The sequence below is a fragment of the Klebsiella sp. LTGPAF-6F genome (assembly GCF_001753185.1).
Taxonomy (GTDB): domain Bacteria; phylum Pseudomonadota; class Gammaproteobacteria; order Enterobacterales; family Enterobacteriaceae; genus Klebsiella; species Klebsiella michiganensis.
On the sequence record NZ_CP017450.1, the window covers coordinates 661,115 to 679,627 of the forward strand.

Sequence of the window (18,513 nt, forward strand, 5' to 3'; positions counted from 1 at the left end):
CCTGGTCGCCCTGTACGGGCAAAACCTCTATGATACACGCTATTTTAGATGAATATAGTGACGTAAGAAGGGTGGAAAATAACATGAGTGCAGATGAAAACAACCTGATTTGGATCGATCTTGAAATGACGGGGCTGGATCCGGAGCGCGATCGCATCATCGAAATCGCCACCCTGGTGACCGACGCGAATCTGAACATTCTGGCGGAAGGGCCGACCATTGCGGTGCACCAGTCAGACGCGCAGCTGGCGCTGATGGACGAGTGGAACGTGCGTACCCATACCGGCAGCGGGCTGGTGGAGCGGGTGAAGGCGAGTACCCAGGGCGATCGTGAAGCCGAACTGGCGACTATCGAATTCCTCAAAAAGTGGGTACCGGCAGGTAAGTCGCCGATCTGCGGCAATAGCATCGGCCAGGATCGCCGCTTCTTGTTTAAATATATGCCTGAGCTGGAAGCGTATTTCCACTACCGCTATCTGGACGTCAGCACGCTCAAAGAGCTGGCTCGTCGCTGGAAGCCGGAAATTCTCGACGGTTTTAAGAAACAAGGAACCCATCAGGCGATGGACGATATTCGCGAATCGGTCGCGGAACTGGCCTACTATCGCGAACACTTTATTAAGCTTTAACGCCCGTGCCGGGGCCAACACGCCCCGGTCATACCCCCGACTATTTAAACCACTTCTGTTCCATGGCCTGGAACTCCGGCGAGGCTTTTACGACATCCAGAGCGGCATTGATGTTATTCAGCAGCTCGGGATCGTCTTTACGTACCGCAATGGCGTACTGCTTACCGTAGTAGCCGGGATCCGTGGCGCGTTCGTCCATCATGGCGTAGTCGGGGTTATCCTGGAGCCATTTCGTTAACGTCTCCTGATCGCCCATCACGCCGCTAATCACGCCTTCTTTCAGCGCGCTCAGGGCGCTTTCGTCGCTGTCGTAAGGCACCGCATGCACGGCTTTTTGTTTCTCCCGCAGATAGTGCTGATGAAGGGTGCCTTTCACGACGCCGATTTTTTTATCCTTCAGATCGGCAAAGGTGTGGGCGGCGTCTTTCGCGGTGACAACTACGCCGGACAGCGCCTGACGATAGGGATGGCTGAACGCAACCTGCTTTTCTCGCATCGGAATCACTTCGATACCGGCAATCACGGCGTCGAATTTCTTAAAGCGCAGCGCCGGGATGAGGGTATCGAACCCCTGGGGAGTGAATTTGCATTCGACCTGCATCTGCCTGCACAGCGCGTTGGCCAGGTCGATATCAAAACCCGTGGGCTGATTTTTACCATTGACGGTTTCATACGGCGGATTGGCCGTCGTTGTCCCAAAATGTAGCGTTGTTGCCGATGCTGTTCCTGTGGCAAGCGTGGCCAGCAGCAGGACGGTAAGCGCTTTTTTCATTTTATTTCCCTGGTTGTCATCGTTGTTGACCGTCAGCGGGCGATATCCGCCTATAAACTTGAGCGATTTTGCGCCTTTAGCGGGCCGGGAAAAAGTGATTTTGCCGCATTTGCTGGTTATTTAGACAATTCAGGCCGGTGTGTGGTGATAAAGTGGTCACTTAAACCAAAAACGAAAAAAATTGCGCTCAGGGGGGTTGCAGGTAAATCGAATTCTCGTATAATGCGCCTCCCGTGACGAAGCAGAAATGCAAATCACGACGCCATAGAAATATGGCCAGAAGTATGCGGGAATAGCTCAGTTGGTAGAGCACGACCTTGCCAAGGTCGGGGTCGCGAGTTCGAGTCTCGTTTCCCGCTCCAAAATTTGAAAGTTACCACACCCAAGCGGGAATAGCTCAGTTGGTAGAGCACGACCTTGCCAAGGTCGGGGTCGCGAGTTCGAGTCTCGTTTCCCGCTCCAAAATTTGAAAGTTACCATACCCAAGCGGGAATAGCTCAGTTGGTAGAGCACGACCTTGCCAAGGTCGGGGTCGCGAGTTCGAGTCTCGTTTCCCGCTCCAAATTTCTTCTCATACCCAGTTTATCCACAGCGCAAGCACGCGCCGGTGATGATTTTCGCGCGGTCCTGAAAATACTGTGAACAGAGTTATCCACAGGTTAACCTTTCGTCCTCTCTCAGAAAATTACTTCACTATGTAAATAGTATTCTTATATCTAATTGAAAGATAAGAGTTAAATTTCATTTCAAAGTGTTAATCCGATCACTTGACGAACGTCTGCCCCTTGAAACGCAATGTGTTTTTATTTTTATTCACACCCTGTGAATGAATCAGGCGTCGCGCGGTAGCCCTTTTTCAACCACCCTGACCAGACGCAGCTTTTTGGGTAACTGCACCTCAACCACATTGGCATTTCTCTTTTCAATTTGCTGCGCCATCGCCCACTCGATATGTTCGTCGAGAAGCGGGTGCTCACCCCTGCGGCTTTCCAGCGCCTTCAGGTTCGCTTCATCCCAGGGCGCGTTGCCCAACGCGACGGCGATATTACGCAGCCAGCGCAGATGACCAATACGGCGAATGGCCGAACCTTCCGTCACTTTTAAAAACCAGGGTTCGCTCCAGGCGAACAGCTCAATAAGCGCCGGGGCGTGTAGCGCCTTGCGCGGACTGAAATCCTCTTCATCGGTGAGCTGCGCGAAGCGGTTCCACGGGCAAATCAACTGGCAGTCATCGCAGCCGTATATGCGGTTGCCGATCAGCGGACGAAACTCTTCCGGAATAGCGCCTTCCAGTTCGATAGTCAGATAGGAAATACAGCGCCGGGCATCGACGGTATAGGGCTCGACGATGGCGCCGGTTGGGCAGATGGTCATACAGGCAACGCAGCGGCCGCACTCTTCCTTGACGGGCTGGTCAATGGGAAGAGGGAGATCGATAAGCAGTTCACCGAGGAAAAAGAACGAGCCGGCATCGCGGCTAAGGATGAGCGAGTGCTTACCTGTCCATCCCAGCCCCGCTTTTTCGGCTAAAGGGCGTTCAAGAATCGGCGCGGAATCGACAAAAGGTCTAAAATTGAGCGAAGCACACTGTCCCTGAATCATCTCACCTAATTTTTTCAGGCGATGACGTAATAGCTTGTGATAGTCCCGTCCGAGGGCGTAACGGCTAACGTAACCCACCGCGGGGTCTTTCAGGGTGCGGGCGAAAGCGGCATTAGCGGGCAGGTAGTTCATTCTCACGCTAATCACGCGCAGGGTACCGGGCTGGAGCTCATGGGGGCGCGCGCGCATCATGCCATGACGCGCCATCCACGCCATTTCGCCGTGGTATTGTTTATCCAGCCAGGCCTGCAGTTTAGGTTCGCTGGCGCTGAGATCGGTATCGGTAATACCGACCTGCTGGAACCCCAACTCTGTGCCCCATTGTTTGATTTGCTGCGCTAACTGATTGAGATCGAGGGGCTGTGACATGATGGACCATACGATGACGAAAAACACCGGGAGTATACCACATATCATCTGGTCGGCGGAGGCGCTACGACGAGCGGAAAAAGAGGCGGCGGATACCCTTGGGCTGACGTTGTATGAATTGATGCGTCGTGCGGGCGAAGCGGCTTTTGAGCTTGCGCGCGTCCAGTATCCTGAAAGCCGGCACTGGCTGATTCTCTGCGGCCACGGTAATAACGGCGGCGACGGCTACGTGGTGGCTCGCCTGGCACAGTCGCGAGGCATTCAGGTCACGCTGCTGGCGCTGGAGAGCGAGAAGCCGCTGCCGGAAGAGGCCAGCCTCGCGCGTGAGGAGTGGCTCAACGCCGGCGGCACGATTCATGCCGCCAGCATCCCCTGGCCGGAAGATATCACGCTGATTATTGACGGCCTGCTCGGTACCGGGTTACAGAGCGCGCCCCGGGAAAACGTTGCGGCGCTGATCGCGCGGGCAAACGCCCATCCGGCTGCGGTTGTGGCGCTGGATATCCCCTCCGGCCTGAATGCGCAAACGGGGACGACGCCGGGCGCGGTTATCCATGCCGCTCATACCATCACCTTTATCGCGCTTAAGCCGGGGCTGCTGACCGGCAAAGCCCGCGATGTCGTTGGCCGTTTGCATCACCACGCCCTGGGGCTTGAGGGTTGGCTGGCAGGCCAAACGACGGCGCTCAGTCGCTTCGATGCCTCGCAGCTCCCCGGCTGGCTGCCGCCGCGGCGTCCAACCTCGCACAAAGGCGACCACGGTAAGCTGGTGATTATTGGCGGCGAACCGGGGACGGCGGGCGCCATACGAATGAGCGGTGAAGCGGCGCTGCGCGCGGGCGCCGGGCTGGTGCGAGTACTGACTCACCGGGACAACATTGCCCCCATTCTGACCGCCAGGCCGGAGCTGATGGTCCATGAGCTGACGTCCCGTTCTCTCGAAGAGAGTCTGCACTGGGCGGATGTCATTGCGATTGGGCCGGGTCTGGGGCAGGGCGAGTGGGGTAAAAATGCGCTACGCCAGGCGGAGAATTTTCGCAAACCAATGGTCTGGGATGCGGATGCGCTGAACCTGCTGGCAATCAATCCCGATAAACGTCACAATCGCGTGCTGACGCCGCATCCCGGCGAAGCCGCCCGCCTGCTGAACGTGAGTGTGGCAGAAATTGAAAGCGATCGCTTACATTCTGCACAACGTCTGGTAAAACGTTATGGTGGCATCGTGGTGCTGAAAGGTGCAGGTACGATCGTGGCGAGCGAAACGGGCGAAATGGCTATTATCGACGCCGGTAACGCTGGGATGGCCAGCGGCGGGATGGGCGATGTGCTGACCGGTATTGTCGCTGCGTTGTTAGGCCAGCGCCTGACGCCGTATGATGCTGCCTGCGCCGGATGCGTTGCTCATGGCGAAGCCGCCGATCGGCTGGCGGCGAGACACGGCACCCGCGGAATGCTGGCGACCGATCTTTTTTTCACGCTCAGGCGTGTTGTTAACCCGGATGTGATTGACGTAGACCATGATTAACCGAGTGATTCCTTTACCCGATGAGCAGGCGACTTTAAGCCTTGGCAACCGCGTCGCGCAGGCATGCGCTGGCGCGACGGTCATCTATTTGTATGGCGATTTAGGGGCGGGTAAGACCACCTTTAGCCGCGGTTTCCTTCAGGCTCTCGGTCACCGTGGCAACGTTAAAAGCCCAACCTACACCCTCGTCGAGCCTTACAGCCTCGATAATTTGATGGTCTATCACTTCGATCTTTATCGCCTGGCGGATCCTGAGGAACTCGAGTTTATGGGGATCCGCGATTATTTTACTGACGATGCTATCTGCCTGGTGGAATGGCCGCAGCAGGGCACGGGAGTACTGCCGGACCCGGATGTTGAAATTCACCTTGAGTATCAGGCACAAGGGCGTGAGGCGCGCGTAACCGCGGTCTCCTCATTGGGTGAGTCTTTATTGGCGCGTTTGGCTAATTAGCCTGAAGGACGACGGGATGATGTATCGCTTAACCAGTTGGCTGGCCGCCGCACTGATGCTGTTCAGCATTCAGGCCACTGCGGCAAGTTTATCCGATATCCAGGTCTCAAATGGCGATCGGCAGGCCCGCATTACCATTAGCTTTATCGGCGAACCTGAATATTCGTTTACCCCCCAGGGCAAACGCATCGTGGCGCTGGATATTAAACAGACTGGCGTACTCCAGGGGCTACCGCTGCAGTTTAGCGGCAATAATCTGGTAAAAAGCATTCGTTCCGGGACGCCGCAGGATACGCAGTCGCTGCGCCTGCTGGTGGATCTCACCGCCGACGGCAAAACCCGCGCGGTGAAACAGCAGAACGGCTCTAACTACACCGTGGTGTTTACGATTAACGCCGACGCGCCGCCTCCGCCTCCACCCCAGCCGGTGGTGGTTAGACAGGCGGAAAGGCCCGTGGCGCAGCCCGTGCGTCCGAGCGAACCCGCGCGCAACCCGTTTAAAGCCGATAACGACCGGCTCACCGCGGTGACCAGCACCAGTAGCGTAACGCGTCCTGCGGCGCGTACCGTTTCCGGCGACGATAAAGTGATTATCGCCATTGACGCCGGCCACGGCGGCCAGGATCCGGGAGCCATTGGTCCGAACGGCACGAAAGAGAAGAATGTGACCATAGCGATTGCGCGCAAGCTCCGCGCGCTGCTGAATGCCGATCCGCAGTTCAGGCCCGTGCTGACGCGCGACGGCGATTATTTCATTTCCGTCATGGGGCGTTCTGACGTCGCACGTAAGCAAAACGCCAATTTCCTTGTCTCGATTCACGCCGACGCTGCGCCGAATCGCGATGCTACCGGGGCCTCGGTTTGGGTGCTTTCCAACCGCCGCGCGAACAGCGAAATGGCCGGCTGGCTCGAGCAGCATGAGAAACAGTCAGAACTGCTGGGCGGCGCGGGCGATGTACTGGCCAACAGCCAGTCGGACCCTTACCTGAGCCAGGCGGTGCTGGATTTACAGTTCGGCCATTCCCAGCGCGTCGGGTATGATGTGGCGACCAATGTGCTGAGCCAGCTGCAGCGGATCGGCGATTTACATAAGCGTCGTCCTGAGCATGCCAGCCTCGGCGTACTGCGTTCGCCGGATATCCCGTCGATCCTGGTGGAAACGGGTTTTATCAGTAATACCGGCGAAGAGCGGCTGCTGGGCAGCGATGCTTATCAGCAGCAGGTCGCAGAGGCGATTTATAACGGCCTGCGTAACTACTTTATGCAGCACCCTCTGCAATCCGCGCCGCGCGGGGCAGCCGCGCAGACTGCCAGCGCAGGTTCGTCAGACGGGACGTTGTTAAATTAAGGAGACGGCCATGCCGATTCAGGTTCTACCGCCGCAGCTCGCCAACCAGATTGCCGCAGGTGAAGTGGTGGAACGTCCGGCGTCGGTGGTCAAAGAGCTGGTGGAAAATAGCCTCGATGCCGGGGCGACGCGTATCGACATTGATATTGAGCGCGGTGGGGCGAAGTTAATCCGCATTCGCGATAACGGCTGCGGCATCAAAAAAGACGAACTGGCGCTGGCGCTGGCTCGTCACGCCACCAGTAAAATTGCTTCGCTGGATGACCTTGAGGCGATCATTAGCCTCGGCTTTCGCGGCGAAGCTCTGGCCAGTATCAGCTCAGTGGCTCGCCTGACGTTGACCTCGCGTACCGAGGAGCAGCAGGAGGCCTGGCAGGCCTATGCCGAAGGGCGCGATCAGGCGGTCACCGTGAAGCCGGCGGCGCACCCGGTGGGAACAACGCTGGAAGTGCTGGATCTGTTTTATAACACCCCCGCCCGGCGCAAATTTATGCGCACCGAGAAAACCGAGTTTGGCCATATCGACGAGATCGTGCGGCGCATTGCGCTTGCGCGCTTCGACGTGACCATCAACCTCAGCCACAACGGCAAGGCCGTGCGCCAGTACCGGGCGGTATCGCAGGACGGTCAGCGTGAGCGGCGTCTGGGCGCGATCTGCGGTTTGCCATTTCTCGAACACGCGCTGGCGATTGAGTGGCAGCACGGCGACCTGACCCTCAGCGGCTGGGTGGCCGATCCGCTACATACCAATCCGACGCTGGCGGAGATTCAGTATTGCTACGTCAATGGGCGGATGATGCGCGATCGCCTGATTAATCACGCGATTCGCCAGGCCTGTGAAGACAAACTGGGCGCCGACCAGCAGCCTGCCTTTGTGCTATATCTGAAGATAGATCCGCATCAGGTGGATGTGAACGTCCATCCGGCCAAACATGAAGTGCGTTTTCATCAGTCGCGCCTGGTGCATGACTTTATCTATCAGGGCGTGCTGAGCGTCCTGCAGCAGCAGCTGGAGGTGCCGTTGGCGGAAGAGGGCGATGAGCCCGCGCCGCGGCAGGTGCCGGAAAACCGCATTGCGGCGGGCGGCAATCATTTTGCCCAGCCGGCGGTCGCGCGTGAAAGCGCCGCTCCCCGTTACCGGGATGAGCCCGCCGCGCCGCGTTTGAATACCGGAGGTTCGCGAGAGTCCGCCGCCTCGGGTTCATCTGGCGGAGCCGCCTGGCCGCACGCGCAGCCAGGCTACCAAAAACAGCAGGGTGCGCTTTATCGCCAACTGCTGGACACGCCGGCCACGGAGCGCAAACCCCTGGCTCCCGCACCGGCAGCGGAAGGCCTGTCGGGTCATAGCCAAAGCTTTGGCCGCGTACTGACGATTATCGATAGCGACTGCGCGCTGCTGGAGCGCGGCGGTAAGTTAGCGCTGCTGGCTCTGCCGGTTGCTGAGCGCTGGCTGCGCCAGGCGCAGCTAACGCCGGGCGCAGAGGCGGTTTGCGCCCAACCGCTGCTTATTCCGCTGCGGATAAAAGTGTCCGACGAGGAAAAAGACGCGCTCAAGCAGGCGCAGTCGGCGCTGGCTGAGGTCGGTATTGAACTCCAGTCCGATGCGCACCACGTGACGGTCCGCGCAGTGCCTTTACCCTTAAGACAACAAAATTTACAAATCTTGATTCCTGAACTGATAGGCTACCTGGCGCAGCAAAAAACCGTCGACGTCGGCAACATTGCTCAGTGGATAGCGCGTAATCTGGCGAGCGAACATGCGCAGTGGAACATGGCGCAGGCGATTGCCGTCCTGGCGGATATCGAACGCTTATGTCCGCAGCTGGTTAAAGCGCCGCCGGGTGGTCTGTTACAACCTGTTGATTTACATTCGGCGATGAATGCCCTGAAAGATGAGTGATGTAACTGAGGCAAGCCTGCCTAAGGCAATATTTTTAATGGGCCCTACGGCCTCTGGTAAAACCGCATTGGCTATCGCCTTACGTAAAGTTTTGCCAGTAGAGTTGATTAGCGTTGATTCAGCCCTCATCTATCGAGGAATGGACATAGGCACGGCCAAGCCCGATGCCGCGGAGCTGAGCGCTGCGCCGCATCGTCTGCTGGATATTCTTGACCCGGCCGAGGCTTATTCCGCGGCGGATTTCCGCCGCGATGCGCTGGCAGAGATGGCCGATATCGTCGCTGCCGGGCGTATTCCGCTACTGGTTGGCGGAACGATGTTGTATTTCAAGGCGTTGTTGGAAGGATTGTCGCCTCTACCCTCGGCTGACCCTGAGGTCAGAGCCAGGATCGAGCAACAGGCCGCAGAGCAGGGATGGAACGCGTTACACCAGCAGCTACAGGAAATTGATCCGGTTGCCGCCGCGCGTATTCATCCAAATGATCCGCAAAGACTTTCCCGAGCACTGGAAGTTTTTTTCATTTCGGGTAAAACTTTAACGGAGCTGACGCAAACGTCAGGTGATGCTCTGCCGTATAAGGTGCACCAGTTCGCCATCGCCCCGGCGAGCCGTGAACTGCTCCATCAGCGCATAGAACAGCGTTTTCATCAGATGTTGGCTTCAGGTTTTGAAGCAGAAGTGCGGGCGCTTTTTGCCCGGGGAGATTTGCATACGGATATGCCTTCCATTCGTTGTGTCGGATATCGCCAGATGTGGTCTTACCTTAATGGCGAGATCCCGTATGATGAAATGGTTTATCGAGGTGTTTGCGCCACGAGACAGTTAGCTAAACGTCAGGTGACCTGGCTGCGCGGTTGGGAAGGTATCCACTGGTTAGACAGTGAACAACCTGAACAAGCGTTCAACAAAGTATTACAGGTTGTTGGTGCTAGCCTGGACTGAACGTGTACAATTGAACGGGTATCGTGCGTAATTTTTTTAAGAATCGTAAGGTTCTGAGTACAAAACAAGCATACATATAAGGAAAAGAGAGAATGGCTAAGGGGCAATCTTTACAAGATCCGTTCCTGAACGCTTTGCGTCGGGAACGTGTTCCGGTTTCTATTTATTTGGTGAATGGTATTAAGCTGCAAGGGCAAATTGAGTCTTTCGATCAGTTCGTGATCCTGTTGAAAAACACGGTCAGCCAGATGGTCTATAAGCACGCAATTTCTACTGTTGTCCCGTCTCGCCCGGTGTCACACCACAGCAACAATGCTGGCGGCGGTACAAACAACTATCACCACGGTGGTGGTGCTCAGGGTTCTTCTGCGCCGCAGCAAGACAGCGAAGACGCCGAATAAGGCAGATGCTGTTTTTCCACGTCGGGGAGCCAGGTTTTCTGCGTTCCCCGCTGGTATTTTATAAGGGGTTTACGCTTGTTTGACCGTTATGATGCCGGTGAGCAGGCGGTACTGGTACACATCTATTTTTCGCAAGACAAAGATATGGAAGATCTCCAGGAGTTTGAAACTCTGGCCTCTTCCGCCGGTGTCGAAGCAATGCAGGTGATTACCGGTAGCCGTAAAGCACCGCACCCGAAGTATTTTGTTGGTGAAGGTAAAGCTGTCGAAATTGCGGAAGCCGTAAAAGCGACCGGTGCATCGGTCGTGCTCTTCGATCATGCCCTGAGTCCGGCACAGGAACGAAACCTGGAGCGCTTATGCGAATGTCGGGTTATCGATCGTACCGGCCTGATTTTAGATATTTTTGCCCAGCGAGCGCGTACCCACGAAGGGAAACTGCAGGTCGAGCTGGCGCAGCTGCGCCACATGGCGACTCGCCTCGTTCGCGGCTGGACCCACCTTGAAAGACAGAAAGGCGGGATTGGTTTGCGCGGCCCGGGGGAAACCCAGCTCGAAACTGACCGCCGCTTGCTGCGTAACCGTATTATGCAGATCCTGGCGCGACTGGAAAAAGTTGAAAAACAGCGTGAGCAGGGACGGCGGTCACGCGCCAAAGCCGATATTCCAACCGTGTCGCTGGTCGGTTATACCAACGCCGGTAAATCCACGTTGTTCAACCAGATAACCGAAGCCGAGGTCTATGCTGCGAACCAGCTGTTCGCCACTCTGGACCCAACGCTGCGCCGGATTGATGTCCCTGATGTCGGCGAAACCGTCCTGGCGGATACCGTAGGCTTTATTCGCCACCTGCCGCACGATCTGGTGGCCGCGTTTAAAGCGACGCTCCAGGAGACGCGCCAGGCGACGCTGTTGCTGCATATCATTGATGCTGCCGATGTGCGCGTGCAGGAAAATATTGACGCAGTGAATACGGTGCTCGCGGAAATCGAAGCTGATGAGATCCCGGCGCTGCTGGTCATGAATAAAATCGACATGCTGGATGATTTTGAGCCGCGTATCGATCGGGATGAAGAAAATAAACCGATTCGGGTCTGGCTTTCCGCCCAGACCGGGGTTGGCGTACCGCTGCTTTTTCAGGCTTTGACGGAACGGCTTTCTGGTGAAGTGGCCCAGCACACGCTGCGCCTGCCACCGCAGGAAGGTCGGTTGAGAAGCCGGTTCTATCAGCTTCAGGCGATAGAGAAAGAGTGGATGGAGGATGACGGTAGCGTTGGTCTGCAGGTGCGCATGCCGATCGTTGACTGGCGTCGCCTCTGTAAACAAGAGCCAGCGCTGGTTGAATACGTGATTTGACCTTGCAGCTTGCCTGAAGATATTGACCCCTGTGGGGATATCAAAAACAAATATGGAGCATATACATGGCGTGGAATCAGCCCGGTAATAACGGACAGGACCGCGACCCGTGGGGAAGCAGCAATAACCAAGGCGGCAACTCTGGGGGAAATGGCAACAAAGGCGGTCGCGAGCAGGGACCTCCCGATCTGGATGATATCTTCCGTAAGCTAAGTAAAAAACTTGGCGGCCTGGGTGGCGGAAAAGGTGGACTGGGCGGCGGTAGCGGCTCTCAGGGACCTCGCGGGCCAATGGGCGGACGTATCGTCGGCATCGTTGCCGCCGCTGCGGTTATTATCTGGGCAGCCAGCGGTTTCTATACCATTAAAGAAGCTGAACGTGGCGTCGTCACTCGCTTTGGTAAATTTAGCCATCTGGTTGAGCCTGGTCTTAACTGGAAACCTACTTTCATTGATAACGTTCAGGCGGTTAACGTTGAGTCGGTCCGCGAACTGGCGGCTTCCGGCGTCATGCTGACGTCTGACGAAAACGTCGTGCGCGTTGAGATGAACGTGCAGTACCGCGTGACCGATCCGGAACGCTATCTGTTTAGCGTCACCAGCGCGGACGACAGCCTGCGTCAGGCCACCGACAGCGCCCTGCGTGGCGTGATCGGTAAATACACCATGGACCGTATCCTGACCGAAGGACGTACCGTCATTCGTAGCGATACCCAGCGCGAGCTGGAAGAGACCATTCGTCCGTACAACATGGGTATCACCCTGCTCGACGTCAACTTCCAGACGGCGCGTCCGCCGGAGGAAGTAAAAGCCGCGTTTGATGATGCGATTGCCGCGCGTGAAAACGAACAGCAGTACATTCGTGAAGCGGAAGCTTACACCAACGAAGTCCAGCCGCGGGCTAACGGTCAGGCGCAGCGTATCCTTGAAGAGGCTCGCGCCTATAAGACCCAGACCGTTCTTGAAGCGCAGGGTGAAGTGGCTCGTTTTGCAAAAATTCTGCCTGAGTATAAAGCGGCTCCGGAAATTACCCGCGAGCGTCTGTATATCGAAACCATGGAAAAAGTGCTGAGCCATACGCGCAAAGTGCTGGTTAACGATAAGGGGAGCAACCTGATGGTTCTGCCTCTGGATCAGATGCTGAAAGGCGCCGGCGCGCCGGCGGCAAAGAGCGATAGCAGTGGCGCAAGCGATCTGCTGCGTCTGCCGCCTGCAGCCAGCTCAAACAGCGCCAGTAACGCTTCTACCTCTACGGGAGGCACCATTATGGACCAACGCCGCGCCAACGCGCAGCGTAACGACTACCAGCGTCAGGGGGAATAACGATGCGTAAATCTGTTATCGCGATAATTGTCATCGTGCTGGTGGTGCTCTACATGTCCATCTTTGTGGTCAAAGAGGGCGAGCGCGGCATCACGCTGCGTTTTGGTAAAGTTCTGCGCGACGATGAAAATAAACCGCTGGTGTACGCGCCTGGCCTTCACTTCAAGATTCCTTTTATTGAATCCGTGAAGATGCTTGATGCGCGTATCCAGACGATGGACAACCAGGCCGACCGCTTTGTTACCAAAGAGAAGAAGGACCTGATTGTTGACTCTTACATCAAGTGGCGCATCAGCGACTTTAGCCGTTACTACCTGGCAACCGGCGGCGGTGACGTCTCCCAGGCCGAGGTGCTGCTGAAGCGTAAATTCTCTGACCGTCTGCGTTCTGAAATTGGCCGCCTAGATGTGAAAGACATCGTGACCGACTCCCGCGGCCGTCTGACCCTGGAAGTCCGCGATGCGCTGAACTCAGGTTCTGCGGGCACAGAAGATGAAGTCAGTACGCCGGCTGCCGATGACGCGATTGCCAAAGCGGCGGAGCGTGTTGAAGCAGAAACAAACGGTAAGGTTCAGGTGATCAACCCGAACAGTATGGCGGCGCTGGGTATTGAAGTCGTCGACGTGCGTATTAAACAGATCAACCTGCCTGCCGAAGTGTCTGAAGCGATCTACAACCGTATGCGCGCCGAGCGTGAAGCGGTAGCGCGTCGTCACCGTTCACAGGGTCAGGAAGAAGCTGAAAAACTGCGCGCGACCGCGGATTATGAAGTGACCAAAACGCTGGCGGAAGCCGAGCGTCAGGGTCGTATTCTGCGCGGTGAAGGCGATGCTGAATCGGCGAAACTGTTTGCTGATGCATTCAGCCAGGATCCAGGCTTCTATGCCTTTATCCGTAGCCTGCGTGCGTATGAGAACAGCTTCCAGAGCAATCAGGATGTAATGGTTCTCAGCCCGGACAGCGATTTCTTCCGCTATATGAAATCACCCACGTCAGCGACCCGCTGATAAGCAATGAGTAAGCAAAAAGGCGCCCGTTGAGGCGCCTTTTTTACAATGTTCGCAGCGGATTTGGGTTCGCCAATGGGTTATGTATTTTGTTTCATAAAGCCGGTTCATAACAATGATGAAATACCGGAGAATATGAATTGAGCAACGACTCACAGGGGTGAGCGACGGTGGCTGTACTTAAATAAAGGTGAATAATGAACTCAACAATCTGGCTGGCACTGGCGCTGGTTTTAGTACTTGAAGGGCTTGGGCCATTGCTTTATCCGCGCGCGTGGCGTCGAATGGTCGCCACGATGAGCCAATTACCGGATAATTTATTACGCCGGTTTGGCGGAGGTCTTGTGGTTGCCGGTATCGTCATCTACTACATGTTGAGGAAAACGATTGGCTGAGCGTAAAGTAGACTAATTTCCCGCCTTTTGAGTGCAAAAAGTGCTGTAACTCTGAAAAAGCGATGGTAGAATCCATTTTTAAGCAAACGGTGATTTTGAAAAATGGGTAACAACGTCGTCGTACTGGGCACCCAATGGGGTGACGAAGGTAAAGGGAAGATCGTCGATCTCCTGACTGAACGGGCTAAATATGTTGTGCGCTATCAGGGCGGTCACAACGCCGGCCATACTCTCGTAATCAACGGTGAAAAAACCGTCCTCCATCTCATTCCATCAGGTATTCTTCGCGAGAATGTCACCAGCATCATCGGTAACGGTGTCGTGCTTTCTCCGGCTGCGCTGATGAAAGAGATGAAAGGTCTGGAAGACCGTGGTATCCCTGTCCGCGAGCGTCTGCTGCTTTCTGAAGCGTGCCCGCTTATCCTCGAATATCACGTTGCGCTGGATGTTGCGCGTGAAAAAGCGCGCGGCGCGAAAGCTATCGGTACGACCGGTCGCGGTATCGGCCCGGCTTACGAAGATAAAGTGGCTCGCCGCGGTCTGCGCGTTGGCGATCTGTTTGATAAAGCCACCTTCGCTGAGAAACTGAAAGAAGTGATGGAATATCACAACTTCCAGCTGGTGAATTTCTACAAAGCTGAAGCGGTTGACTACCAGAAGGTTCTCGATGACGTCATGGCGATTGCCGACATCCTGACCGCGATGGTTGTTGACGTTTCCGATCTGCTTGACCAGGCGCGCAAGCGTGGCGATTTCGTCATGTTTGAAGGCGCACAGGGTACGCTGCTCGATATCGATCACGGTACCTATCCGTACGTAACCTCTTCCAACACCACCGCAGGTGGCGTGGCGACCGGCTCCGGTCTGGGTCCGCGTTATGTAGACTACGTTCTGGGTATTATCAAAGCCTACTCCACTCGCGTAGGCGCGGGTCCGTTCCCGACTGAGCTGTTTGATGAAACCGGCGAGTTCCTGTGCAAGCAGGGTAACGAGTTTGGCGCTACCACCGGCCGTCGTCGTCGTACCGGCTGGCTGGATGCCGTAGCGGTGCGCCGCGCGGTGCAGATTAACTCCCTGTCCGGTTTCTGCCTGACTAAGCTGGACGTCCTGGACGGCCTGAAAGAAGTTAAAATCTGCGTAGCCTACCGGATGCCGGATGGCCGCGAAGTGACGACCACTCCGCTGGCTGCTGACAACTGGGAAGGCATCGAGCCGATTTACGAAACCATGCCGGGCTGGTCTGAAACCACCTTTGGCGTGAAAGAGCGCAGCGGTCTGCCGCAGGCAGCGCTGAACTACATCGCACGCATTGAAGAGCTGACCGGCGTACCGGTTGATATTATCTCTACCGGTCCTGACCGTACCGAGACGATGATTTTGCGCGATCCGTTCGACGCATAACGATCCCCAGGGGCGCCGTTAAGGCGCCTCTTGTTTTTGCTGTTCGCCCGCCCCATTTAAATAAATTAGCGGCCTGAGCGCTGGCTGGTTTATCATCAATAGTAATTGTCTACCGACGCACTCTGTTTTTCTTTTCCCTGAGGTTGATTGTGCAGTTAACGAGTTTCACTGATTACGGATTACGCGCGCTGATTTATATGGCGTCGCTACCGGATGGAAGAATGACCAGCATCTCCGAAGTGACGGAGGTTTACGGCGTTTCCCGTAATCATATGGTTAAAATAATCAATCAGCTAAGTCGCGTGGGGTACGTGACGGCGGTACGGGGAAAAAACGGGGGAATTCGTCTGGGGAAACCGGCAAATATGATTCGCGTGGGTGATGTTGTTCGCGATCTGGAGCCGCTCTCGTTGGTCAACTGCAGCAGCGAATTTTGCCATATTACGCCCGCCTGTCGTCTGAAACAGGCGCTTGCTGAAGCCGCGCAAAGTTTTCTCAAGGAACTGGATAACTACACGCTGGCCGATTTGGTTGAAAAGAATCAACCGCTTTATAAATTATTGCTGGTGGAGTGACGTAAACTTCACTGGAGATGACAACGGAGGAACCGACATGTCACAAGATCCTTTCCTGGACCGCGAATCTGAAAAATACGCTAATCCAATCCCGAGCCGGGAATTTATCCTCGATCATTTAGCAAAACGCGAAAAACCGGCTAGCCGAGATGAGCTGGCAATAGAGCTGAATATTGAAGGCGAAGAACAACAAGAAGCATTGCGCCGCAGACTGCGCGCAATGGAACGCGATGGTCAGCTGGTCTTTACGCGTCGTCAGTGCTATGCGCTGCCGGAACGTCTTGACCTGCTGAAAGGGACCGTTATCGGTCATCGCGATGGTTATGGCTTCCTGCGCGTTGAAGGCCGTAAAGATGACCTGTATCTGTCGTCCGAGCAGATGAAAACCTGTATTCACGGCGATCAGGTGCTGGCGCAGCCGCTGGGCGCCGACCGTAAAGGCCGTCGCGAAGCGCGTATTGTCCGCGTACTGGTGCCAAAAACGGGCCAGATTGTGGGCCGCTACTTTACCGATGCGGGCGTTGGCTTCGTGGTGCCGGATGACAGCCGCCTGAGCTTCGATATCCTGATCCCCCCGGAACAGATCATGGGCGCGCGGATGGGGTTTGTGGTGGTGGTTGAGCTGACCCAGCGCCCAACCCGCCGCACCAAAGCGGTCGGCAAGATCGTTGAGGTCCTCGGCGACAATATGGGTACCGGCATGGCGGTCGATATGGCCCTGCGCACCCATGAAATTCCCTACGTCTGGCCGCCAGCGGTCGAAAAACAGGTGGCCGGCCTGAAAGAACAGGTACCGGAAGAGGCGAAACAAGGGCGCGTTGATTTACGCAGCCTGCCGCTGGTCACCATTGATGGCGAAGACGCCCGTGACTTTGATGATGCCGTGTACTGCGAGAAGAAACGCGGCGGTGGCTGGCGTCTGTGGGTGGCGATCGCCGATGTGAGCTACTACGTGCGTCCGGGTACGCCGCTGGATGGCGAAGCGCGCAGCCGCGGCACGTCGGTCTACTTCCCGTCTCAGGTGGTTCCGATGCTGCCTGAAGTGCTCTCTAACGGCCTGTGTTCACTGAATCCTCAGGTCGACAGGCTCTGTATGGTTTGTGAAATGACGATTTCGGCCAAGGGGCGTCTGACCGGCTTCAAATTCTACGAAGCGGTGATGAGCTCCCATGCCCGTCTGACCTATACCAAAGTCTGGCATATGCTGCAGGGCGACCAGGATCTGCGTGAGCAGTACGCGCCGCTGGTTAAGCATATTGAAGAGCTGCATAACCTCTACAAAGTGCTGGACGGCGCGCGTGAAGAGCGCGGCGGTATCTCATTTGAGAGTGAAGAAGCTAAATTCATCTTTAATGCTGAACGCCGTATTGAACGTATTGAGCAGACCCAGCGTAACGACGCGCACAAGCTGATTGAAGAGTGCATGATCCTGGCGAACATCTCCGCTGCGCGCTTCGTTGAGAAGGCCGAGGAACCGGCGCTGTTCCGTATCCATGACAAACCGAGTACGGAAGCGATTACCGCATTCCGTTCGGTGCTCGCGGAGCTGGGGCTTGAGCTGCCTGGCGGCAACAAGCCGGAGCCGCGCGACTATGCGGAATTACTGACCTCTATCGCCGATCGTCCGGATGCAGAGATGCTGCAAACTATGCTGCTGCGGTCGATGAAACAGGCGATATACGACCCGGAAAACCGCGGTCACTTTGGTCTGGCGCTGCAATCCTATGCCCACTTCACCTCGCCGATTCGCCGCTATCCTGACCTTTCGCTGCATCGCGCGATCAAGTATTTACTGGCGAAAGAGCAGGGACATAAAGGCAATAGCACCGAGACCGGCGGCTGGCACTACAGCATGGACGAGATGCTGCAGCTGGGGGCGCACTGTTCGATGACCGAGCGTCGTGCTGATGAAGCGACGCGCGATGTTTCGGACTGGCTGAAGTGTGATTTCATGCTGGATCAGGTGGGTAACGTCTTTAAGGGCGTGATTGCCAGCGTGACCGGCTTTGGTTTCTTCGTCCGTCTGGATGAGCTGTTTATTGATGGTCTGGTGCACGTCTCTTCCCTCGATAACGACTACTACCGCTTCGATCAGGTCGGGCAGCGTCTGATTGGTGAATCCGGCGGCCAGACCTATCGACTGGGCGATCGCGTGGAAGTGCGCGTTGAAGCGGTCAACATGGACGAGCGTAAAATTGACTTCTCGCTTATCTCCAGCGAGCGCGCGCCGCGCAACGTCGGTAAGACCGAGCGTGAAAAAGCGAAGAAAGGCGGCGCAGGTAAATCTTCCGGACGTCGCCGTCAGGCGGGCAAGCAGGTAAACTTCGAGCCGGATAGCGCATTCCGCAAACAGAAAGGTCAGTCTCAGCCGAAAGCCGCTCAGCCAAAAGGCGAGAAGAAAGCGAAAAAGCCGTCGGAGAAAACCCAGAAGATAGCCGCAGCGACCAAAGCCAAGCGCGCGGCGAAGAAAAAGAATATCGCTGAGTAGTGCGATTCCCTTTACCCCCGCGCCTC

16 protein-coding genes and 3 tRNA genes are annotated in these 18,513 nt (G+C 56.1%); 17 read left to right on the forward strand and 2 right to left on the reverse strand.

Annotation, left to right across the window (positions count from 1 at the left end; genetic code table 11):
* Positions 1-83: 83 nt before the first annotated feature.
* Positions 84-629 (forward strand): oligoribonuclease, encoded by a 546-nt coding sequence (orn, locus tag BJF97_RS03200; protein ID WP_004097954.1) that lies wholly within the window; start codon positions 84-86, stop codon positions 627-629.
* Between the two features lie 40 nt (positions 630-669).
* On the opposite strand, the gene BJF97_RS03205 is transcribed toward orn, so the two are convergent.
* Positions 670-1,401, reverse strand: a complete 732-nt coding sequence (locus BJF97_RS03205; RefSeq protein WP_032695148.1) for an arginine ABC transporter substrate-binding protein — start codon at positions 1,399-1,401, stop codon at positions 670-672.
* 286 nt (positions 1,402-1,687) lie between these two features.
* Between BJF97_RS03205 and BJF97_RS03210 the strand changes: the two genes are divergently transcribed.
* The 3 genes from BJF97_RS03210 to BJF97_RS03220 all read left to right on the forward strand — a co-directional run bounded on the left by BJF97_RS03210 (position 1,688) and on the right by BJF97_RS03220 (position 1,963).
* Positions 1,688-1,763: transfer RNA gene (locus tag BJF97_RS03210), tRNA-Gly, on the forward strand.
* 24 nt (positions 1,764-1,787) lie between these two features.
* Positions 1,788-1,863 (forward strand) — tRNA-Gly (locus tag BJF97_RS03215).
* Positions 1,864-1,887: 24 nt separating this feature from the next.
* Positions 1,888-1,963, forward strand: a tRNA-Gly gene (locus BJF97_RS03220).
* Between the two features lie 269 nt (positions 1,964-2,232).
* Here BJF97_RS03220 and queG read toward each other — a convergent pair.
* Entirely contained in the window at positions 2,233-3,372 is a 1,140-nt protein-coding gene (gene queG, locus BJF97_RS03225; protein ID WP_014227617.1) for a tRNA epoxyqueuosine(34) reductase QueG, read from the reverse strand.
* A gap of 13 nt (positions 3,373-3,385) precedes the next feature.
* Here queG and nnr point away from each other — a divergent pair, with 13 nt between their 5' ends.
* From nnr to rnr, 13 genes are all read left to right on the forward strand, one after another.
* Positions 3,386-4,897 carry a bifunctional ADP-dependent NAD(P)H-hydrate dehydratase/NAD(P)H-hydrate epimerase gene (gene nnr, locus BJF97_RS03230; protein ID WP_162097185.1) on the forward strand — a complete coding sequence of 504 codons (1,512 nt, stop codon included), beginning with the start codon at positions 3,386-3,388 and terminating at the stop codon, positions 4,895-4,897.
* Positions 4,890-5,351 carry a tRNA (adenosine(37)-N6)-threonylcarbamoyltransferase complex ATPase subunit type 1 TsaE gene (gene tsaE, locus BJF97_RS03235; protein WP_014227619.1) on the forward strand — a complete coding sequence of 154 codons (462 nt, stop codon included), beginning with the start codon at positions 4,890-4,892 and terminating at the stop codon, positions 5,349-5,351. Before nnr ends, tsaE begins: the two co-directional genes overlap by 8 nt.
* Before the next feature lie 16 nt (positions 5,352-5,367).
* Entirely contained in the window at positions 5,368-6,699 is a 1,332-nt protein-coding gene (gene amiB / locus BJF97_RS03240; protein ID WP_014227620.1) for an N-acetylmuramoyl-L-alanine amidase AmiB, read from the forward strand.
* 10 nt (positions 6,700-6,709) lie between these two features.
* Complete coding sequence (gene mutL, locus BJF97_RS03245; RefSeq protein WP_032695149.1) at positions 6,710-8,599, forward strand: DNA mismatch repair endonuclease MutL; 1,890 nt, start codon at positions 6,710-6,712, stop codon at positions 8,597-8,599.
* Positions 8,592-9,542 (forward strand): tRNA (adenosine(37)-N6)-dimethylallyltransferase MiaA, encoded by a 951-nt coding sequence (miaA, locus tag BJF97_RS03250; RefSeq protein WP_032695150.1) that lies wholly within the window; start codon positions 8,592-8,594, stop codon positions 9,540-9,542. Before mutL ends, miaA begins: the two co-directional genes overlap by 8 nt.
* A gap of 92 nt (positions 9,543-9,634) precedes the next feature.
* Positions 9,635-9,943, forward strand: coding sequence for an RNA chaperone Hfq (hfq, locus tag BJF97_RS03255; protein ID WP_004097968.1), 309 nt, complete (start codon positions 9,635-9,637; stop codon positions 9,941-9,943).
* 75 nt (positions 9,944-10,018) lie between these two features.
* On the forward strand, positions 10,019-11,299 hold the full coding sequence (gene hflX, locus BJF97_RS03260) for a ribosome rescue GTPase HflX (protein WP_004097973.1): 1,281 nt from the start codon (positions 10,019-10,021) through the stop codon (positions 11,297-11,299).
* A gap of 65 nt (positions 11,300-11,364) precedes the next feature.
* On the forward strand, positions 11,365-12,621 hold the full coding sequence (gene hflK, locus BJF97_RS03265) for an FtsH protease activity modulator HflK (protein WP_014227623.1): 1,257 nt from the start codon (positions 11,365-11,367) through the stop codon (positions 12,619-12,621).
* Positions 12,622-12,623: 2 nt separating this feature from the next.
* Positions 12,624-13,628: a protease modulator HflC gene (hflC, locus tag BJF97_RS03270; RefSeq protein WP_004097977.1), complete on the forward strand. Its 1,005-nt coding sequence runs from the start codon at positions 12,624-12,626 to the stop codon at positions 13,626-13,628.
* Between the two features lie 197 nt (positions 13,629-13,825).
* Positions 13,826-14,023, forward strand: a complete 198-nt coding sequence (locus BJF97_RS03275) for a DUF2065 domain-containing protein (RefSeq protein WP_004097978.1) — start codon at positions 13,826-13,828, stop codon at positions 14,021-14,023.
* 102 nt (positions 14,024-14,125) lie between these two features.
* On the forward strand, positions 14,126-15,424 hold the full coding sequence (locus tag BJF97_RS03280) for an adenylosuccinate synthase (protein ID WP_004097979.1): 1,299 nt from the start codon (positions 14,126-14,128) through the stop codon (positions 15,422-15,424).
* 149 nt (positions 15,425-15,573) lie between these two features.
* On the forward strand, positions 15,574-15,999 hold the full coding sequence (gene nsrR / locus BJF97_RS03285; protein WP_004097980.1) for a nitric oxide-sensing transcriptional repressor NsrR: 426 nt from the start codon (positions 15,574-15,576) through the stop codon (positions 15,997-15,999).
* A 37-nt stretch (positions 16,000-16,036) separates the two neighbouring features.
* A complete protein-coding gene (gene rnr, locus BJF97_RS03290; RefSeq protein ID WP_004097981.1) occupies positions 16,037-18,487 on the forward strand; it encodes a ribonuclease R in 2,451 nt (816 codons plus the stop codon).
* Positions 18,488-18,513 lie beyond the last annotated feature (26 nt).